This window comes from Acaryochloris sp. IP29b_bin.148 (assembly GCF_028285565.1).
GTDB lineage: Bacteria > Cyanobacteriota > Cyanobacteriia > Thermosynechococcales > Thermosynechococcaceae > Acaryochloris.
In genome coordinates this window covers 1-19,617 of the sequence record NZ_JANQOY010000235.1, presented here as the reverse complement: position 1 = coordinate 19,617, position 19,617 = coordinate 1, and the positions used below count along the sequence as shown (strand labels likewise).

Annotated in this window: 22 protein-coding genes and 1 tRNA gene; 5 read left to right on the top strand and 18 right to left on the bottom strand. The window is 48.1% G+C overall.

Annotated features, from left to right (window positions below; all coding sequences use genetic code 11):
* Positions 1–108 precede the first annotated feature (108 nt).
* From Q0986_RS21190 to Q0986_RS21155, 8 genes are all read right to left on the bottom strand, one after another.
* Entirely contained in the window at positions 109–501 is a 393-nt protein-coding gene (locus Q0986_RS21190; RefSeq protein WP_299415447.1) for an OsmC family protein, read from the bottom strand.
* The gene (locus tag Q0986_RS21185; protein ID WP_299415444.1) at positions 498–1,178 is read right to left on the bottom strand and encodes a cupin domain-containing protein; all 681 of its coding nucleotides are present in this window, start codon (positions 1,176–1,178) and stop codon (positions 498–500) included. Before Q0986_RS21185 ends, Q0986_RS21190 begins: the two co-directional genes overlap by 4 nt.
* 33 nt (positions 1,179–1,211) lie before the next feature.
* Positions 1,212–1,994 (bottom strand): SDR family oxidoreductase, encoded by a 783-nt coding sequence (locus Q0986_RS21180; protein WP_299415441.1) that lies wholly within the window; start codon positions 1,992–1,994, stop codon positions 1,212–1,214.
* Positions 1,995–2,064: 70 nt separating this feature from the next.
* Positions 2,065–2,631 (bottom strand): TetR/AcrR family transcriptional regulator, encoded by a 567-nt coding sequence (locus Q0986_RS21175; RefSeq protein ID WP_299415436.1) that lies wholly within the window; start codon positions 2,629–2,631, stop codon positions 2,065–2,067.
* A gap of 133 nt (positions 2,632–2,764) precedes the next feature.
* Positions 2,765–3,607: a DUF928 domain-containing protein gene (locus Q0986_RS21170; RefSeq protein ID WP_299415432.1), complete on the bottom strand. Its 843-nt coding sequence runs from the start codon at positions 3,605–3,607 to the stop codon at positions 2,765–2,767.
* Positions 3,608–3,632: 25 nt separating this feature from the next.
* Positions 3,633–6,743, bottom strand: coding sequence for a CHASE2 domain-containing protein (locus Q0986_RS21165; protein WP_366918648.1), 3,111 nt, complete (start codon positions 6,741–6,743; stop codon positions 3,633–3,635).
* A 37-nt stretch (positions 6,744–6,780) separates the two neighbouring features.
* The gene (locus Q0986_RS21160; protein ID WP_299415424.1) at positions 6,781–7,731 is read right to left on the bottom strand and encodes a DUF1822 family protein; all 951 of its coding nucleotides are present in this window, start codon (positions 7,729–7,731) and stop codon (positions 6,781–6,783) included.
* A 35-nt stretch (positions 7,732–7,766) separates the two neighbouring features.
* The gene (locus Q0986_RS21155) at positions 7,767–8,429 is read right to left on the bottom strand and encodes a sigma-70 family RNA polymerase sigma factor (protein ID WP_299415421.1); all 663 of its coding nucleotides are present in this window, start codon (positions 8,427–8,429) and stop codon (positions 7,767–7,769) included.
* A 448-nt stretch (positions 8,430–8,877) separates the two neighbouring features.
* Here Q0986_RS21155 and Q0986_RS21150 point away from each other — a divergent pair, with 448 nt between their 5' ends.
* Both Q0986_RS21150 and Q0986_RS21145 read left to right on the top strand, forming a co-directional pair.
* Positions 8,878–9,447, top strand: a complete 570-nt coding sequence (locus Q0986_RS21150; protein ID WP_299415418.1) for a thioredoxin family protein — start codon at positions 8,878–8,880, stop codon at positions 9,445–9,447.
* 134 nt (positions 9,448–9,581) lie between these two features.
* On the top strand, positions 9,582–9,881 hold the full coding sequence (locus Q0986_RS21145; RefSeq protein WP_299415415.1) for a 30S ribosomal protein PSRP-3: 300 nt from the start codon (positions 9,582–9,584) through the stop codon (positions 9,879–9,881).
* 115 nt (positions 9,882–9,996) lie between these two features.
* Here the strand turns inward: Q0986_RS21145 and Q0986_RS21140 are convergent, their stop codons facing one another.
* Positions 9,997–11,448 (bottom strand): hemolysin family protein, encoded by a 1,452-nt coding sequence (locus Q0986_RS21140; protein WP_299415410.1) that lies wholly within the window; start codon positions 11,446–11,448, stop codon positions 9,997–9,999.
* A gap of 111 nt (positions 11,449–11,559) precedes the next feature.
* A complete protein-coding gene (locus Q0986_RS21135) occupies positions 11,560–12,315 on the bottom strand; it encodes a hypothetical protein (protein WP_299415407.1) in 756 nt (251 codons plus the stop codon).
* A 123-nt stretch (positions 12,316–12,438) separates the two neighbouring features.
* On the opposite strand from Q0986_RS21135, the gene Q0986_RS21130 reads away from it, so the two are divergent.
* Positions 12,439–12,511, top strand: a tRNA-Ile gene (locus Q0986_RS21130).
* Positions 12,512–12,592: 81 nt separating this feature from the next.
* Here Q0986_RS21130 and Q0986_RS21125 read toward each other — a convergent pair.
* Both Q0986_RS21125 and Q0986_RS21120 read right to left on the bottom strand, forming a co-directional pair.
* The gene (locus tag Q0986_RS21125; RefSeq protein ID WP_299415403.1) at positions 12,593–13,045 is read right to left on the bottom strand and encodes a hypothetical protein; all 453 of its coding nucleotides are present in this window, start codon (positions 13,043–13,045) and stop codon (positions 12,593–12,595) included.
* 124 nt (positions 13,046–13,169) lie between these two features.
* Positions 13,170–13,649, bottom strand: coding sequence for a hypothetical protein (locus tag Q0986_RS21120; protein ID WP_299415400.1), 480 nt, complete (start codon positions 13,647–13,649; stop codon positions 13,170–13,172).
* Between the two features lie 319 nt (positions 13,650–13,968).
* On the opposite strand from Q0986_RS21120, the gene ispF reads away from it, so the two are divergent.
* On the top strand, positions 13,969–14,454 hold the full coding sequence (ispF, locus tag Q0986_RS21115) for a 2-C-methyl-D-erythritol 2,4-cyclodiphosphate synthase (protein ID WP_299415396.1): 486 nt from the start codon (positions 13,969–13,971) through the stop codon (positions 14,452–14,454).
* A gap of 76 nt (positions 14,455–14,530) precedes the next feature.
* Here ispF and Q0986_RS21110 read toward each other — a convergent pair whose 3' ends face one another.
* The 4 genes from Q0986_RS21110 to Q0986_RS21095 all read right to left on the bottom strand — a co-directional run bounded on the left by Q0986_RS21110 (position 14,531) and on the right by Q0986_RS21095 (position 17,856).
* Entirely contained in the window at positions 14,531–16,219 is a 1,689-nt protein-coding gene (locus Q0986_RS21110) for a CTP synthase (protein WP_299415392.1), read from the bottom strand.
* A gap of 62 nt (positions 16,220–16,281) precedes the next feature.
* Positions 16,282–17,070, bottom strand: a complete 789-nt coding sequence (locus Q0986_RS21105; protein ID WP_299415389.1) for an MOSC N-terminal beta barrel domain-containing protein — start codon at positions 17,068–17,070, stop codon at positions 16,282–16,284.
* On the bottom strand, positions 17,048–17,431 hold the full coding sequence (locus Q0986_RS21100) for a VOC family protein (RefSeq protein WP_299415384.1): 384 nt from the start codon (positions 17,429–17,431) through the stop codon (positions 17,048–17,050). The genes Q0986_RS21105 and Q0986_RS21100 overlap by 23 nt, the downstream gene beginning before the upstream one ends.
* On the bottom strand, positions 17,428–17,856 hold the full coding sequence (locus Q0986_RS21095) for a VanZ family protein (RefSeq protein WP_299415487.1): 429 nt from the start codon (positions 17,854–17,856) through the stop codon (positions 17,428–17,430). Before Q0986_RS21095 ends, Q0986_RS21100 begins: the two co-directional genes overlap by 4 nt.
* 249 nt (positions 17,857–18,105) lie before the next feature.
* Between Q0986_RS21095 and Q0986_RS21090 the strand changes: the two genes are divergently transcribed.
* On the top strand, positions 18,106–18,738 hold the full coding sequence (locus Q0986_RS21090; protein ID WP_299415380.1) for a flavin prenyltransferase UbiX: 633 nt from the start codon (positions 18,106–18,108) through the stop codon (positions 18,736–18,738).
* A gap of 31 nt (positions 18,739–18,769) precedes the next feature.
* On the opposite strand, the gene Q0986_RS21085 is transcribed toward Q0986_RS21090, so the two are convergent.
* Together Q0986_RS21085 and Q0986_RS21080 are read right to left on the bottom strand one after the other, a co-directional pair.
* A complete protein-coding gene (locus Q0986_RS21085) occupies positions 18,770–19,201 on the bottom strand; it encodes a GFA family protein (RefSeq protein WP_299415377.1) in 432 nt (143 codons plus the stop codon).
* A gap of 58 nt (positions 19,202–19,259) precedes the next feature.
* A partial coding sequence (locus Q0986_RS21080; RefSeq protein ID WP_299415374.1) for a DUF4079 domain-containing protein occupies positions 19,260–19,617 on the bottom strand: 358 nt, incomplete at its 5' end.

Genomic DNA, 19,617 nt, shown 5'->3' with positions numbered 1-19,617 from the left:
ATAGCAGGGCTTATAACCGTACCTAATATTGCCGATACCCTCCACAGTTTCACAGAAGTCGAACACAATAGACACCTCCATAACACCCACCTTCAGCCGATTCGAGGTTTAAGCAACAACGAGTTGTGTTTCGATCTTGACCGGAGTGGTCAGCAGTTTATGGGCCGGGCAACGATCGCTAATGTCTCGGAGCCGTTGTCGTTGCTGTTCATCTAGGTCACCTTCGAGGGTGAGCTTGGCCTGGATGGCGGGCTGTTGATCATTGGAGTCGTAACTCAACTCCACCGCCACGGACTCTAGCTGCCATCCTTTGCGCTCGGCATACATTTGCAGGGTAATTGCCTTGCACGAGCCTAAGCCTGCAAAAATCAATTCCGTTGGGGTAGGACCCAGATCATCCCCCCCGAGGGACGCCGGTTCATCCGCAGCCAAATGTAGATGGCGTATGGAAATATCTTGGCCATACCGGGAATGATTGGAGGCAACTTGAACCGAAATCATAAGGATTCTCCTGGGTGATAGACCTTCTCTAAATGTCCCGTTTTCACGTAAATCAGACAGCCTTCTTCACTAAAGGGGGTATGGATGCTGCCGGGGGGATTGCGTAGCCAAGTCCCCTGGGGATAAACGCCCTGGTCATCGGCAAAGGTGCCGTCTAGGACAAAGATTTCTTCGCCGCCCCAGTGCTGGTGGGTTTGGAACTTTGTCCCCGGTGCCCACTTCACGAACGCTACTTGCTCCGTACCGTGATGATGTAGCGGTAGCACCTGCAACCCTGGTACTAAACCCGGCACCCATTCTGCCTGATTGGTATCAACCACCACTGGCTGCTGATCGGCTGGGTCCATTTGCCAGAGTTTGACCAGAATGGTGGCTCCTTCTTTGCTATGGGGGGTGTGGCTGGATCCGACCGGATTACGGACATACGTGCCTGGCCCAAAGTCGCCATGCTCATCGGAGAACACGCCGTCTATGACAATATATTCTTCGCCACCCCCGTGGGTGTGGGCAGAGAATGCACTGCCAGGGGCATAGCGAACGATGGAGGTGGCCCGAGCCACTTCTTTGCCATCCCGCTCCAACATGCGGCGATGAACCCCTGGCATGGGAGACTTCACCCAGGGTAGGGCGTCGCTATGGACAACAGCCCGTTGCGTTAGATCTGCGTGAATTTTCATAGTGCCTATCTCTTCTGTTTACTGTCTGCAACGCTAGCTGTACTGGTTCCGACCGGCCATGACGCCACCATCTATATCCCAGATTGCGCCTGTTGCCCAGCTGGTTTTATCGGATAGTAAGAAGGCGATGGTTTCAGCGATGTCTTCAGGGGTGCCGATGCGACCAATGGGATGAAAGCTGTTAAAGCCTTGTAGGGCTCCATGGACCTCTTCTTTGGGAATAAACCCTTCATAGATGGGAGTAGCGACAACTGCGGGGGAAACGGCATTGACTCGAATATTATGCTCGGCCAGTTCCATAGCGAGATGTTGGGTAAGGGAATGGAGTCCGGCTTTGGCCATGGAGTAGGCGGAGGATGGTGTGGCCTGTACGGCTTGCTTGGCCCACATGGAACCGACATTGACGATGGCTCCTTTGTGATGGTGGTTGATGATGTTCTGGACGACGGCTTGAGTAATAAAGAAGGTGGCTTTGTTCAGCTCTAAGTAGCGATCGTAGTCGGCTTCTTGATACTCCAGAAAAGGCTTGGGCAGAAAGACGCCAGCGGCGTTAACCAATAGGGTGGCATCGGCATGGGACTGATTGAGGCGGGCGATTAGGGCCTGACGATCTTCTGGGCTGGCAATATCGGCTTGCTCGCCGGATACCGGACCATAGGCTTTTAATTCCTCAATGGCTGCATGGAGCTTTTCAAGGCGACGACCAATTAAGACTGCGGAGCCTCCCTGTTCAAGGACGATGCGGGCAACGGCTTTGCCCATGCCGCTGGTGCCACCGACAACAATGAGTTTTTGACCGGTAAAGGATTGAGACATGATGAACTCCTAATAGATGGATGAATGATTTTAAATACCTACTAGTAGGTAGATAGCAAGGCAAAAAAATTTAACGACTCGGAAATTTGGTTGCTAAGAGAGGATAAACCACTTGCTCAAAGGTGGTGGTGCCCGCTGCGGAACGGGCTAACAATTGCACGCCTTGGAACAGAGCAATTAACCCTTTGGCTTCTTGCTCAGGCTGGCAGGTCCAAAGTTGGGCGTCGCATCCTTGCTGGAGAAGGTTGGTGAGCCAAGTTTCCGTTTCCTGAAAGAAAGCTTGAATCTCGTCTCGGACCGGTTGGGGAAGAACGGCATAATCTGCAGCCAACATGGCACAGAGACAGATTTGTTCTTCTTCTAAACCATTGCGATAGAGCTGGGCAAATTGGAACATCTGCTGATCAAGACTGGCGTTGGATTGGGTGATGCGATCGCACGCCCGCATCATGCCCTCTCGATATCGCTTCACCAGTTCCTTCACTAACTCATCCTTAGTGGAAAAGTGATAGTGAATACTGGCTTTGCGAATCCCCACTTGCTGGGAGATATCGGCGTAACTAAAGGCGCTATAGCCTCGATTCCGCACCATCTCTTGGGCAACATCTAGGATTTGAGTGGCCGTGTTTTTCTCCATACCCCCAGTATCTACCATCTAGTAGGTAGATGTCAAAAATGAGACGAAATAGAGCGAGTGCTTCCCAAACAGCTCTACCTACTAGATCTTGCAGGGAGCTTAACTAGCAGAAGTCCCTATAGCGTTTCGCCAATTACTTGAGAGAAACATGAGGCTCGGGTGTACAGCACGAGAGCATGGGTTCAGCTGCTAATTCATTGAGATTAATATCATGCAGTAAACTGGCCCACTGATTTCTCAATTTCAAATCCTTCGGATTAGCTCGCTGCAGATCAACCAAGGTTGACAATGCATCGAACCAGAGCCCTTCTTGCAAGGCAATATCTAAGCGTTGGAGAGGCGTTGCCGTATCCAATTGTTGCTGCCGTTGAGCGGTTAATTGAGTCCGATAAATAGTGCCGTGTACAAAATTGGTCTCATCCGGATGAAAGCGGGTATATAAAGTCCATGTATACCGTTGACCCACGTTTAAGGGCGTACTGGTTGCAGGAACAGGGATCCGAATAATTCCCCCTTCAGTAAGCGGCAACACAAAGCTCGCTTTGTAGATGTACTGATCATTTTCATCCTGTAGCACGAACTCGATCGGCAAATGTGTGATTGCTGGGTCGCTGGGATTGCGAAACTTGGATAGATAGAATAAAAACTCTGGATGGTCGGCCGTCGTTAACCCCCAAACCTGCTTTGTATCCGTTGTTTCTGGGACTAAGGCGGTTAACCTCGCCGTTGCACATTGCTGGCTAGCCACCTCTTCCACACTGGTACATAACGCGAAAATATTTTTACCTCGGCTGCTGCCACCTTCTCGTCGGCCAATGGGGGCACCCGGATCCTGGGTCGTTGTCGGAATTTTAAATTGCGTCCCATGATGTGGCTGCATGGCCATTAACCGTAAAGAACCTGACCCTACCCAACTGAGCACGGCAATGGACAGTGATAGTGTCACTGAACGGAACAAACCTTGAGAACTCAGCATAAATTAAAATCTCCTTCGTCTAAGATCAGGATTTGGATGAAAGTGGATAGCTTGGATGATTCTGATTGATCTGTTGAGCACGGATGAGCAAAACGATGATATTTGTGAGTAAAAACGCCAAGAGGGTAGGAATTAAGGGTATCCAAGCTCCCTGAATGAGTCCCCACAGACATGTCGCGACTAAAAGACCCATCGCTAAACCACTCGTTACACCTAAACGCATGGTCAGCCGGAACACCAGCGCCAACATCCCCCCAACCATAGCCCAACTCCATATCCAAAGTACATCCGCCCATTGAGGCCACATCCATAAGCAAGGGCGTTCATCCTCCACTGCACTAATGATTTGGCTGAGCATATGGGCTTGTACAAATACACCCGCAACTTTTTGAGTCGGGCCAGCCCCATAGGGAGTAGACCAAAAATCTCCAGAACTACTGGACTGGACTCCCACCAACACCACTTTTCCCTTAATGGCTCGGGGATGAACCTGGCCTGCTAGGACCTGACCAACGGTGACCGTTTCCGCAATATCCATAGGTTGGTTTAAAGCGCGGTAATTCAGCATCACTTGCAAGCCCGCCATGCTGCGAGGATCAATCCCTTGATATCCCCCTTGAGCCCGTAAGTGTTTAAAGACTGTTGGATCGATGGATGTCGTAGGTTGGACGCTCAATTGAAAGGGATTGCCTTGACCTGGTTCCGTTAAGTTTAAAGCTAACTCTTGACCCGATTGATGTTCAAGATAGTGAAAGGCCAGCAAAGAGGCGAAAGAGAAGGGAGCCGTGCAAGGAGAGGTTGATCCATGACTCATATGCAACAGATGTCGCCGTAGAACACCATCTCCATCTTCAACGAAGTCAGTGAAACCAATGCGATTGGGTGCTGATACTTCTGGTGGTGGTGCAATCCCCGCTGGATCACTCGCGGTATCGCTATGTTTACAGGGGACAACTAACCGTTCACTTCGCTGGAGTTGTCGTTTTAAGTCAGGGTAGCGAGAGTCAACTGCAAAATCTCGATAGATGTCTAGGCCAATTGCTCTAGGCTGTGCCTGCTCTAGCTGAGTCAGTAATTTGGTTAGGGTTTGATCTGCTAAAGAACTCCGACGGGCCTGAGGCCCTTGGGCTTGGATATCTTCATCTTTGACTAAAACAACCAATATACGCGGATCTGGCCCTTCAACGGGACGGCGGCGCATTAACTGATCAAATGCCCAGAATTCTAATGGCTGTAAAGCCCCTATCCCTCTGAGACCCATTAGTGCTGCGGTCAAAATTAGGCTAGTTGGCAGTACAGACAGCAATGGCTGGTAGCAAAATTGATAAATTCTAGATCGTAAAGAAGGCCGGGGTAGAGGGGGCGCTTTAGACCTGCTATCTGCAGCGGTATCCGACGGGGCCAACGGTTCAGAGGGTTCAGCTTGTCCCGATGCCGGACTTCGCAAGGGCTGAGGTTGTCTGCTATCCCAAAGAATTTCGAAAATAGGAACTGAGCCAATTCCTTTCAAGTGGAAATAGCCATGGGAATAAACCGAAGTATCTATTAATCCCGCATTGCGTAGTAAAACAGCCGAGACTTCAGACAGTAAAATTTGCCCCCCATCAGCAAGATCAGAGATGCGATAGGCATAGTCTACTTCTTGGCCAATATAGTCATGATCTTCCGCATCCATTAATGGACTTCCGGTATGCATACCAATTCTGATGCGGAGAGGACCCAAAGGGGTATCAATCGGATCCGTTTCATGGTGTTGCTGTAATGCTACCGACCATTGCACCGCCTGCATGGCCCCCGGAAAGCTCATTAAAAAGCCATCGCCTTCCGTTTTGATGATGCAACCCCCAAAGGCTGCTAAGCTAGCTTCCACTCTTTGGCGATGAGGCTGCAAAATGGTTTCAAAATATTGTTGATTGCGATCGGTAACATTAGCCCCCGGCATGGCCTGCTTAATGGCCGTTGAACTCACCAGATCAGTAAATACAATCGTGACAAACTGAGCAACTGAACTATTATGTGGCTTCCACACTGTCTGCTCGGCCTCGGTCCCATAGCAGAGATGTTTCCATACCGGAGAGACCTCAGCTGGATTTTGGCAAATCATGGGTAACCAAGTTGCACAGGGAAACTGAGGTTCTAAGTCGTGCAATCTCTCCCGAGCTTCTTTGACCGCTAAGTGGAAAGGCTGTCCTTGAGAAAAGGAGGTCAGAAAATATTTGAGAAAGCACTGGGCAACTCGATCAGGCACCGGTTCACGCATGACCACCATGGCTGGGATTTGCAAATCTGCCAATTGGTGGGCAAGTCCTAACCCATCGCATGAGTTAAAAATGGCCAGCTTCAGACCCTGACTAATCGCTTTTTGGAGTGCATACTTGAGCTGACTAATATTTAGGGTCTCTTGAGCATTGAGGCAAATATGTCCTGTATCGCAAGGATCTGAGCTGTGGCTATGTCCTGCAAAGAATAAAATATCCCAATGTTGCTCCCAGAGCTGATCGGTCAATTCCTGCCGCTTTGGTTCTACTAAAAATTGCACATGGGCATCTGGAAGGTTTTCCAGTAAGGCTTGATCTGCTTGCGTATTGATCCCTTGACTACTGCCTAAAATGGCGAGGATATTAACCTTAGATTTTGATACCGCTTGATAGCGTTTGCCTTCATAGGTCGGGGCACCCAAAACAATTTCTGCATGGGCATATCGTTGCAAGAGTTCCCACTGGTGCCAGGGCAGTCGCTGAAGTTGAAGATTATTTGTTTGTAGAATGACTCGAATGCAGTCGCTGGTGGATAACTGCTCTAACCATTTATCGCGAAGGGGACGAAAGGTTTCGTCCAGCAGCCAGTCGTTTAAGTGACTTTGGAGAGCCTGTGCTGCAGTTTCACAGTGGTCATAGAGCTCTTGCGAAGCAACATTCGTCACTTGAGTGTCGGGTGCTTCTAAGCGGGTTGCTAAACCTAAATTAGAATAAGCTATTTGCCATTCTCGATAATATTTGGGGATCTCGGGTGCTTTAGGCAGGGAGCCAACAATTTCCAGGGAAGGTCGATCCCCCTCTTGGCCAATCTGAAGCGTCACAGGGAAACCCTGTGTGAAGCAACCTTCTCCAATCCTTAAGACCACCAACTTGTCCACGGCTACCTTTTCCTGGTCAGTTAGCTCTATTATGTCTTCACATCACAAAAGCTTCTGTAATTACCTGTTCACCTTGTTCTAAGCTGAGATGAAATTGCTCTCCGGGCTGTCCACTAAATTCAAGTTGTATATAGTTGTCTACCGCTCGGGATTGGACTTCTAGAAACGTAGTTTGCTGACCATCTAGAATTTTGAGCACCAAATTGGCAGGCAAAAAGAGGCAATTCCCAACCGGACGGAGCTGTACACCAATCATCCGTTGGCCATCTCCTTCACTTTTAAGGAGATTGATAATTAAAACTAATGGCGTGGCCTCTGGATTGTCTTGAAACTGGATTAACTTCGCTCGTTGAACTTGAAGTGAGTTGGTCTCAAGATCTAGGGTTGATGTTGTAGCTGCGCTTCTAAAATTGAAGGCTAACTCAGGCGTTGAAGGCTGCAATATATCGTTCACGACTTGCCAGCCTTGTTCAAAAATACCTTGAAGCCACTGACCTAGATCAGTAGCAGACTGAGAAGCTATAGCAGGTCTAAATTCATTGAGGTGGGCTAACAAAGATTCGAGGGGTTGTAACTGTTTGAGGATAATATCGCCTTCTATGACGGAGGTGGTAAATCCTAATAGACGAGCCTGATAGTTGCTTTCATCGATCATGACCGCTACATAACCGATGCGATCAAGCCAGACCTCAGGGGGTAAAGAGCAAGTCAGATCTTGAGGTAAGACGGGGCGACATTCCAATCGGCCAATCCCTGTTACAACCAGATCCGCCACATCAGCATAGAGGCGGATGACTGGATTCCAGCTATCACTAGCTTCTAAATTGCAAGGAATGTCCATCAAATTAAAGTAATTTTTGACAGCACAGACCGCTAGCGTATTGAGATAGACTTGTTGGGCTTTTTCGGGGGTTGACTGTTGTTGTCCAAATTCTTGGGCAGTCTGTCTGGCAAATTGAGTGATGGGTAAGGCCAAAGAATCGCTCATCAAGGGAAGCATACAGTCAAAATCTAGAACTTCTATTATAGATATCCTTGCGACTGACCAAAATTACGCAAGCGGGGAATACATTGTCGTTGATAAAAGCTGCTTAAAGTGGAAATCGGCAAGCCAAACTCTTCTGAAATCTTCTCCCAGCTTTGTTCTGGGGGGAGCCGCCGCAGAAGCAATGTCTGACAATTCACATCTGGACGATTCTGAATGTAAATACTTCGTAATTCTCCTTCAGGATCTGTGACGATCCAGTGATGCGTGGTTTCTAGAATGGGAGGGGTATCCGGTGGCGCGGCAATATTATCTGTGACATCTGTGGTTCTACCCATCGCACTGGGCATTGCAGAGGTACATCTAGCTAGGCGCTTTTGTTGGTCAATGCGAAAATCTTGTAATCGCCATTTGAGATATCGATTTAACCAGGTGATCACACTGCTGCGATTCGGATCGTACTGCTCCCCCGTCCCCGCTTCGCAAACATTCTGGCAAAAGTAAACCCAGGTTTGTTGTAAGGCATCTTCATAGTAGGGTGTATGCTCATGCCAGAGTTTATGAGACTGTTCGATCAGCCGCACCATCTTCGTCAAGCACTGTTTCCGTTTGAGATGGCCCGATGGATATTGACGGGCTTCTAGGACCAGTTGACGCAGTTTGTCTTCCAGAGGTAACATCCGCTGATTCGTTAGTTGCATAAGCCACCCACTTATCCCCTTTCAAATAAGACCCTTGGTAGAACGTTAACAATTCACCTTTACACTTGAAATTGAAACCTGATTTTTACGTGAGGAAGCAATAATCTATGATTTTGCTAGTATCTCAGTGTATTGATCCAACCCACGCTAGAACTTTGCCTAATTTACTGAGAAAAAGTCCAATTTGGGTTGCTGTCTACAGGTTACTTTGAACACTACAAGAGAATGGGAGCTATAGATGTGAGGTGAATCACTAATGGGCTGGTTAAAAAATGTATCTAACCTTACTCAACTTCTCATACCGCGAGAAGCGAAAGCAAGCTTGCTGATCAGGTAAGGGCACTGACTTTTAAATCCAGATCCGTTGATAGTCGACAGAGATGACTAAACTGAAGAGAATGACATATCCTTCACTCTGACAAAATTCATGACTTCAGATCCATCCAAAATGCCATTAGACCCTGAGACCGAACAGGCAACGCTGAGCCAACGATTCAGAAATTTTTTGATTGTGATGGTAGCAATCGCCCTCAGCCTTGTTCTTTTCATGGGATCTCGTCAGCACACCCAACAACCCTCTTTGTCTGCACTGGCGCAGAATTCTACGCCTTTAGAGGTGGCATTAGCTAACCAAAAACCGACCCTTTTGGAATTCTATGCTAACTGGTGTACCAGTTGTCAGGCTATGGCTGACGATATCCAAGACCTCGAAGAGCAATTTTCTGGCCAGGTTAATTTTGTGATGCTAAACGTGGATAACAGTAAGTGGTTACCTGAAATTTTGAAATATGATGTCGACGGAATTCCTCATTTTGTATTTATGGATGCGGAGGGCAAAGCAATTGCCAGTACGATTGGTCAGCAACCTCGACAAATCTTAGCGGACAGTCTGGGAGCTCTTGTGGCTGAGGGAACTGTAGCAACATCTCCAACGATAGGCAAAACCTCTCTGTTTCAAGCTGCGGTGAAGGGCAACCAGGATGATCCCCGCAGTCATGGCGGCATGCCTGCTCTCTAGGTTGACCGATGGGCGGTATGTTGCCGCTGACATCCCCAGATAGTTAGATATTTTTGATCTCAAAGGAAGGATGAGCATAATCAACTATAATGGGGGATTGTAGTTCCTATTTTGCGTGGTTCATAGGAGGCAGATTGTCAAAGTTTATTCTTAAAGTGCTCTGGTTAGACGAAAACGTGGCTCTTGCAGTAGATCAAGTCGTTGGCAACGGCAGTAGCCCCTTAACGTCATACTTTTTCTGGCCCCGCAATGATGCTTGGGAAAATCTCAAAGAAGAATTAGAGAAGAAAACTTGGATAGATGAAGTGGAGCGCATCTCCATCCTCAACAAAGCCACTGAGGTGATCAACTATTGGCAAGAGGAAGGGCGTCGGCGTCCCTTAACTGAAGCGAAGACTCGATTCCCTGAAGTGGTGTTTACGGGTACGGCCTAACGCTTTGAAATCAGGGTATGTGCGGCCACAGTTTTATCTCCTTCCTATGGGGATCGTGGCTCACTGCTATTGAGCGACCTTCCTAAAATAAGGGAAAGGTGTCCTTCCCTTTCTGCTAGTTGGGTAGTGAATCCGATAATGAGTTTGGGTGCGTCGGCAAACCCTGATCAGCACTTAATTCTAGCTTGTAAATTTGGATCTGATCCAAGCGGGGGCCATCTGTTGAGACAATAGTGAACTCTAGATTGTGTAACTGATGGACTTCACCTTGTACAGGCAGCTTTTGCAATTGGAACAGTAAAAAGCCCCCCAAGGTTTGGTAGTCATCAACAATCGGTAACTCAATCCCCAAATACTCGTTCACTTCATCTAAGTCTGTTTGGGCTTGGACAATAAAGGTGTGGTTATCCAGCTCTTGAATATCAGTGGCTGGAACACTACTGGATCCATCATCCCCACCAATGATTTCATGGACTAGATCGTTGATGGTCACTAAGCCCGCAGTGCCATTCACCTCGCCTTCCCGAACCATAACGATATCCAGATGGTATTTTTGCATCAGCTGTAACACCTCATTGATGGGTGTTCCCTCTGATACAAACCATGCTGTTTGTACCCAAGCTTTGATGGCGGTTTCGTTTTGCAACTCTCCTTTAGCGAAGGCAACGGCTAACTCTTTGAAGCGAGCAATACCTCGGATATCGTCTAGGGATTCACCAATGACGGGATAGTAGTCATGCCCAGACTGGGCGACCTCTGCTAAAAGAGTTTGGAAGGTTGCTGACTCTTCCAGAGCATCAATACTGGTGCGCGGCACCATCACTTCTTCGACTAAGACGTCTGTAAATTCAAAGACATTGGTAAGCAGTTCTCGTTCGTCGGCTTCTAGGCCCGTGGATTCCGTTGATGTCGCAATCATAAGCTGCAATTCTTCGGGGGTAACTTGGTGATACCAATCTTGATCAGAATATTGAATTCCCACGACTCGAAGTAACCAACGGGTGGATTGATTTAAGATCCAAATCAACGGATTGAACAAGCGGGCAATCGTAAGGCTAGTGGGACCTAACAGACGAGCTAATTTTTCTGAATAGAGTAAGGCAACGGCTTTAGGACATAACTCTCCCAGTACGATTTGGAGATAAGCAATGGCCACAAAGGCGAGAGGAACGGCCAAAGAATGGGCCATAAGGCCACTAGTGGCAGAGGGGAGAGTGTTCTGCTGAAAACCAGAAATAATTAAGATAGCAACGGTATTTTCGCCAATCCAACCTAACGCTAGGCTCGACAAGGTAATGCCAATTTGTGTAGTTGACAATAGACGAGCAATATCTTGTTGCAGGCGCTGTACGAGCTTGGCTTGGACATCTCCCTCTTGGACCAGCTGGTTAATTCGCGATCGCCGCACGGCTACGATAGAAAACTCAGCGGTCACGAAAAAAGCATTAATGGCAATCAGGGCAGCAATGGCAAGCAGCCGGGCGCTAACATCTGCAATGCTAAGAGCTTGAGGGTTGATTATTGCTAGTTCTAGAGGACTCAGTTCCAATGCAAATATAAGGGACATAGAGTGGTAGACATTGAGGAGGGGATAGCACTCATCTGCATGATCATGAGGACACTTCTAAATAGCTGGCGCAGCTATTAAACGGTTGCTTTGCTTGCGATCGCATACCGCTTACTCATCTAACACCGGAATATTCTGAATATCTAATTTTACTTTTTGATCCGGATAATCATTTAGCGATAGAGACACCTTTTCCACCGTTTCTGGTGGCACATCTAATATCTTGATCGTGCCAATGAAAGTTTCACCCTTGGGCTTAAATTCCGTTGGCAATCCGCGAATCTCAGAGAATAGGGCTTGTCCCTGATCATCTGTAATATCTAGAAAGGTATAGACAAACTGAATGGTTTTGTCGCTAGTATTTTGCAAAGCAACATTCAGAACAAGGGTATCATCTTCCCTCGTTAAGGACTTTACCTCAAAGTTCATTCCCTGATTTTGGGCTTTAATGGGGAATGACTTGACTTTAGGCTGAGAATCCTTTTCCTTTTGGTCTTTCGTTTGTGATTTCTTGGGTTTAGGAGCACGTTTCTTCTGCTCTTTGGCCACATTCGCACCGCTCGTTTGAGATTTCACTTTGGCAATCAGATCCTTCTCATTGAGGAAATCAGCCCCTTGGCGAGGGCGGCGATCTAAATCATTAGAATCATTCAGGAATGGGTTAGTGGCTGGTTGAGTAATGCCTTTTAAGGATTGACGGGCAAAAACGTACCCCACTATTCCACAGACCGACCCGACTATTAGCATAAACACTAATAGCAAAACGGTTCGTTTGATCGACGGATCAATTTTGAATCGGTACCGAGGTTTATTTTTAGGTTTATTCGCTTTTGTCAAGGTCACCCGCTTTAGCCGTTTAATAGACACCTAATTGAATGATGCGAGCCGCAGCGATACTAGTGTTCGATTTCGGCCCGAAGTGAACGCTATACTGAAACAGCACTTCTGAATTCAGTAATAATATAGCTTAGTTGGTAGTGCTGACGATCCCCAGGGTTGGCCGAGCGGTTGAGGCAGCGAACTCATAATTCGCCTTAGGCAGGTTCAACTCCTGCACCCTGGATTAGGCAAGACTGTATCAATAGAGAACCCGGCTTCCTTAAGGAGAACCGGGTCCAAAGTTGGTTATGGGCCGTAGCGTTTTTTACCAAAGGGCAGGAACTGCAGGGGCCGCTGGAGGAATATATTGAGGGGCAGGGTCGATTTCGGAGTTGCCAATTCCCGAGGAACTTTGCAGCTCTAATAAAGAGGTTGAATACGGATTAGCTAAGTCCCGAGTCCGCATCGTTGGGAAATCATCATCCTGTTGTTGCAGTAAATCTTTGTAAATGACTTCAATGCGCTCAGATGCATCTCTGATCACCCCTTCAGGTTGATCAAAACTAAAAGCAAAGTTGGCATCTCCGCCTACATTTGTATCTGTCCAGTGACTATCTAAATTGGTCTGCTGATCTAGCGTTTCAGAAATCGTGGATTGGCGCAATGGCCGATTCTGTAGATCAACATCTTGTTCTTGAGCGACTGCAATGCCATTTGCAGCCAGAACCAAGGTGGCTAGCGCTATACCCCCACTCCAGTGTTTGAAGCTCACACCCATACCAATTATCCTTAAACGTGTGTTTGATATACCCTAGTCTACCCATTTCTTTGCAGAAATTAAGCTTTTCAAGGATATCCCTAAGAATAGCAAGCACTACCTCCAACAGCCCTAATCCTTTATCCTACTCAACCAAATCTTTAATCTGGTCAATGATCGGGGAAGGAACCTCAGGCACGGGATCAGTAGCAGTCGGTGTTGGCTCTGTCGATGCAGGCTCTGCGGCTTCTGCACCAGCTGGCCGGATAGGACCGTTATAGCCGATGGCCACTGTTCCAGTGGGAGCAACGGTCGCAACTGTTTCTAAAGTAGGGGTTGTAAATCCAGGAGGTCCACCTTTGAAGGAGAACGTTACACTACCATCTTCATTCTCGACATAGCTAGAATCAACGGCAGGGCCGTACATCGTCGCCTCTGCGCGATACTTGCTCAAACCGCCATTCTCTCGCTCGGCTGCCTGACGGGCTAAGTTCTTGGCTCGAGTGAGGAAGTAAGGATCGGTTCTAACGGCTTCTTGCGCTAAGCGCAATGGTTGAACCACGCCTTGCTGGGATTGTGCCTGGGCGTCAACAGCAGTAGATGCGGCTAAGGGGACGATGAGCATCGATGAAAACAATAGAGATTTATACATAAATGTGAATGGGGTAAACAACAATAAGAGGACAGTTGATGAGCTTATATACTCTTCTGATGAGACAGTTAGATTGCATAGACGGCTATATTAAGCCCCTGTTCCAATCCCTACAGACAGAATAGCGAATTGGGATTGAAGATTGTCTAGTGGTGGCTATGTTTGATCTTAAGCATTTTCTATCTCAAGGCAGCCTCAGCTAGAGGGGTGAGGGAATCTTCCAAAAGAGAACATCATCATAGTATGGTACGAGAGCATTGAGTTAGGGTTGAATGCAGCTAACGGTAAACCAATGACATCTATCCGTATCGGCAATGGCTATGATATTCATCAACTGGTTGAAGGCCGTCCTCTTATTTTAGGTGGGGTTCGAATAGAACACGCTTTAGGATTAAAGGGGCATAGTGATGCAGATGTCCTTACCCATGCCATTATGGATGCGCTGTTAGGGGCGTTGAGTTTGGGAGATATTGGTCATTACTTTCCGCCCACGGATCCACAGTGGGCAGGAGCCGATAGCCTTAAATTGTTGGCTCAAGTTCATCACCTGATTGCTGAAAGAGGATGGCAGATCGGCAATATTGACTCGGTGGTCGTGGCGGAACAGCCTAAGCTCAAACCCCATCTCAATGCTATGCGCGATCGCATTAGCCAAGTTCTTAATCTCACTCCAGATCAGATTGGTATTAAAGCGACCACTAACGAGAAATTAGGGCCAGTGGGCCAAGAACAAGGTATTTGTGCATATGCGGTGGCCTTATTGATCGCCGCGACCTAAATCGTCGCGGGAGAGCAACTTTAAGCGTTATTCTCCCTACCGCCTTGGGAAATCAAGCGGGGTGGATTGGGGCCGCTCAGCTCGACAACGATTCGGAGACTAACGGCTCGACGGGAGGAGACGATTCGGACCGTGATTCAGGATCATAATGCTCTGACGTTGCCTTACCTTCACTTAAGCAAGCTTCCACTAAACCCTGAAACAGAGGATGGGGATCATTGGGACGAGACCGAAACTCGGGATGAAACTGGGTGGCAATAAAAAAGGGATGGGCAGGTAGCTCAATCATTTCTACCAGGCGACCATCCGGAGAGGTACCACTGATGACATAATCGGACTCTAATAGTAGCGGTCGATAGGCATTGTTAAACTCATAGCGATGTCTGTGCCGCTCATACACGATCGTTTCTTGAGGATAGAGGCGGTCTGTTAGAGTATTGGCTAAGAGGCGACAGGGATACAGCCCCAAACGCATGGTGCCACCTAAGTCCACTACGTCTTGCTGCTCGGGTAAAAGGTTAATAACAGGGTTGCGCGTATCTGGATTAAATTCAGCACTGTTGGCATCTGCCAAATCAGCGACATGACGAGCCCATTCAATTACAGCGCATTGCATCCCTAAACAGAGTCCTAAAAAAGGAACGCGCTGTTGGCGAGCATATTGGATGGCTGCAATTTTGCCATCCACGCCCCGCGCACCAAATCCGCCAGGAACAATAATTCCAGCAACACCTGCTAAATATCGATCAGCCCCATGAACTTCAATTTCTTCGGAATTCACCCAGCGAATTTGGACTGCAATTCCCTTGGCAACTGCAGCATGTTGCAAAGACTCCACGACTGACAAATAAGCGTCACTGAGTTGTACATACTTACCGACTAGGGCAATCTCCAGGGTCTGTGAAGGATGATCAAGTTGATGCACAAGCGCTTGCCACTGAGTTAAATCGGGTTGTCGCTGTTCTAGGTGCAAGATTTTAAGTACCTGTTGAGCGAGCCCCTCTTGTTCCAGAATGAGGGGAACAGCATAGATACTACTGGCATCTTGGGAGGTGATCACCGCCTCGACGGGGACATCACAAAATTCTGAGACCTTCTCTTTAATGCCTGCGGATAAGGGGCGATCGCAACGACAAACCAAAATATCAGGTTGAATACCGATGGAGCGAAGTTCTTTAACGGAGTGCTGGGTGGGTTTGGTTTTCATTTCCCCTGCAGCCGGAATCCAAGGCATTAGGGTGACGTGAGTATAGAGAATATTGTCTCGACCCACATCTTTGCGGAATTGACGAATGGCTTCTAAGAAGGGCAATGACTCAATATCACCGACGGTGCCGCCAATCTCGATAATCAATACATCAGGGGTCGTTTGCTTAGCCACTCGCTTAATGCGATCTTTAATCTCGTTGGTAATATGCGGGATTACTTGTACTGTGCCCCCTTCATAGTCCCCTCGCCGCTCTTTGTTTAAGACGGATTGGTAAATCGAACCTGTGGTGACGCTATTCAACCGAGACATGGCTGTATCGGTAAAGCGCTCATAGTGGCCTAAATCCAAATCGGTTTCTGCACCATCATCGGTAACGAAGACTTCTCCATGCTGGAACGGGCTCATGGTGCCGGGGTCTACGTTGATGTAGGGGTCAAGCTTCAAGATGGAGACGGAGTAGTTGCGAGATTTTAGGAGGCGACCCAAGCTCGCAGCAACAATTCCCTTACCAATACTGGAAACCACACCGCCCGTTACAAAAACAAATTTAGTCATGAGCAGCTTTACTCTCCTTCGTCCATTCGACCCATTTTGCCATAGCTTTCTAGGGAGGATTGTTAAGCTTCTACAAGGCCTTGAAGGATGACTTCATCTCCTTGGGTTAAGACAGAATTTTGACCCTGCGGAATGCGCGTATTGACTGCCAATCGGTAGAAATGGTTGAAGCGTGCGGGATTAACCCAGTCGGGCAACGTCTGCTTGCGATTCTGGAGAAACGTCTTTTGGAATTTGGGAGTCGCGACACCCGATTGAGAATCACGGGTGGGGACGAGGCATCGTTGGCAGGGATTGACACCCTTTAGAATCATAGACCCGATTTGAAATTCAACTAGATGGTCCGTATCAGCGAAGAGTTGATCTTCCCAAAAGGCAGGTACACCGCCTATCTCTAAGTTAGTGCGCAGGCGTCGGCGTAGCTCTGTCACCGTTAAACCGTCATACCAATCAGCGACCGCCTCTAGGGTAGCTGTGCTAATCAGAGTTGGGCCGGGAGAGTCGGTATCGTCGGGGAAGCCTAAGGCTAAATTTTGTTGAACCTGGATCTCAAGCTGAAAAAACTCGCTCAGCCATGCTTCTAAGGTGTTGCGATCTTGCTTGATATGGAAGGTTTGAGGATCGGCATTGGGCGTTTGTAGAGTTAGGGTTTGGTAGTCGTTAGAGAATTGCGATCGCAACTGATGAATCTGGGCAAATCGCTTGCCATTCACCACCTTACCCTGACGATCAAAGCAGGCATATTCCCGGTCATGCTCCAGGGCACCGCTCGCCAAAACATGAGCGGATTGGACCGTAACGCCGTCTAGAGACTTAAAGGGATACAGATCAATTCTGGCTAGGTGGGGCATCGACTTGGCTTAGCTCAATAATGTTGCCATCGGGATCGTGTACAAATAATGCAGCTCGACCTGAGTGGCTTAATTGGTAGGCCATTCCGGCGGCCTTGAGCTGAGTTTGGCAGTCCTCTAGATTAGACACCGCCAAGGCCACATGGCGATTGCGCCCCCAACGGTCTTGATCGGCTTGTCGAGCAGAATACTCTGGAGACACCATGATATGGAGCTGTTGAGGGCCGATTTGATACCAAGCCCCTGGAAAATCAAAGGGACGGGGACATTCTGTTAATCCCAGCACCTCGCCATAAAAATGTCGAGATCGCTCTAAATCTTGTACAAGCAAGGCTGCATGTAAAAACTGAGTTACTGTCATCGATCTTGTTCCGTCTCCGGCTGAAACTGGGTTTTCCAAATACTAATCAAGCCCACTGCCATCAAGGCACCTGTAATATCGATCATCACATCTACCGGAGACGCACCGCGATTAGGGACAAAGCTCTGATGAAACTCATCAGTAACCGCAAAGATGGCTGAACCCAGGACTGCAAAAGGTACTACGGATTTCCAAGGTTGTTGGAACCCCCATGTCCCCATGGTGAAGCAAAGGGAGGTGAGAATAGCATATTCCGTTAAGTGAGCCCCCTTCCGCACGATAAAGTTCAGGGTGTGTAGCTGCTCTGGGCTGAGGACATTGAGCAAGGCGGGTACACTCCAATTTAAGAGCGTTGTCAAAATGGATTGGGTCTGGTCGCCGCCCCATCGCTGAGTGGAAAACTGGATCATTACCCCCATCCACACTGCCCAACAGAGCAATGTAAAGCCTTTGGATGAAAAGAAAGTTCGATTCAATCTGGGTTCCTTAGTGTCAATCTGAGTTTATAGAGAGATTGCGCGATTCTCTGATTTTCTGACGGCATTGATTCTGCCAGCAGAATAGAGATAATGCCTAAATTGGGGATCGCTTTCTCTGTGAGGAATACAGAGGTGCAACGTTATAATAAAACGTTCCGCTGAAGCGAAATACCACTCTTTTTACGGCCAACACTTGTGTCTCACTCTAACTCACCTTTACCCGTTACCTTAGGCGTGTCTGGTGCATCTGGATTACTCTATGCTGTGCGCACCATTAAGTTTTTGCTGCGAGCAAATTATTCGATAGAGCTAGTGGCGTCTAAGGCCACTTTTCAGGTTTGGCAAGCCGAACAAAATATTCGGATGCCCGCTGACCCCGTTAAGCAAGAGCAATTTTGGCGTCAGCAAGCCGATGAATGGGGTGGGAAATTAACTTGCCATGCTGCGACTAATGTTGGTGCAGGCATTGCCAGCGGTTCCTTTCGTACCTTAGGGATGCTGGTGATTCCTTGCAGTATGAGTACAGTGGCTAAAATTGCTGCGGGTCTTAGCTCTAGCCTCTTGGAGCGAACAGCTGATGTTCATCTGAAGGAACGACGACCTTTAGTGATCGTGCCTAGAGAAACTCCCTTTAGCCTCATTCACCTGCGCAATCTGACTACATTGGCAGAAGCGGGGGCCCGGATTGTACCTGCAATTCCTGCCTGGTATCACAATCCCCAAACCATCGAAGATCTAGCGGACTTTGTGGTGGCTCGGGCTTTAGATCAACTCGGGATCGATTGTGTGCCCCTGCAGCGTTGGCAGGGAACTGAACCGACTGCATAGTGCTTTCAATTAGCAGCGCATTAACGAAAACTTAGCGAGTCTCGCGAACTTTGGCATGGCTGCCTGGCCAGGTATCGTGCTGAGGAAGGTCATCGGTAATGGTGAACCAAGGCGATTTGGATCCCACATAAATATGCCCCTCTGGGGCATTGTGAGGGGCTTGATCTAGTCCCCCCAACGGAATGCCGATCTTATCAGGCTGATTGTCATAGGTGCTGATTAGATTAGAGCCACAGACAGAGCAAAAATGCTTTACGACAAACTCCGACGAATGGTAGCGAGACAGCAGATCTTCACCCCTAATCCACCGAAATTGCTGGGCATTGATAGTGGCTCGGGTGCGGAAAGCAGCCCCATGCCAGCGCCTGCATTTTGAACAATGGCAGTTAAAGATGGGACCTAGCTCGCCTGAAATCTCATAAGCGATGCCTTCACAGAGACAGCGACCACTTAGTTTTTGCATAAGATAAAAGAGTACGCAGTTATGACTGCGTACTTTGAAGTTGAAGATTTATCAGAGCCTACTGGGGCAGATAATTCTGCAGGACCGACCAACCCGTCCAAGATACGGCTGTTAATGCTAAGAACAGCATGCCGTTAATGCTGACATGGAGGGGCCGTGCCCAAGGCCGTTTAGGATGAACACGACTGGCAGCCCAAGCCGAAGCTAGGGTCAAGCCAGCCACTAATAAACCAGCAGGTAAATGGGACGAATGACCGGAGGTTCCCTCATAAGTAGAGGCACCTAAGATACCAATGGTCATCAATTCTAAAATGGTCAGTACTAGCGTAATACCCAACCCATAGTGGATATAACGTAACCATCCCCAAGAAGCTTCACCGTGACGGAGTCGCAATCTTCGTAGGGCAATCCCTAGT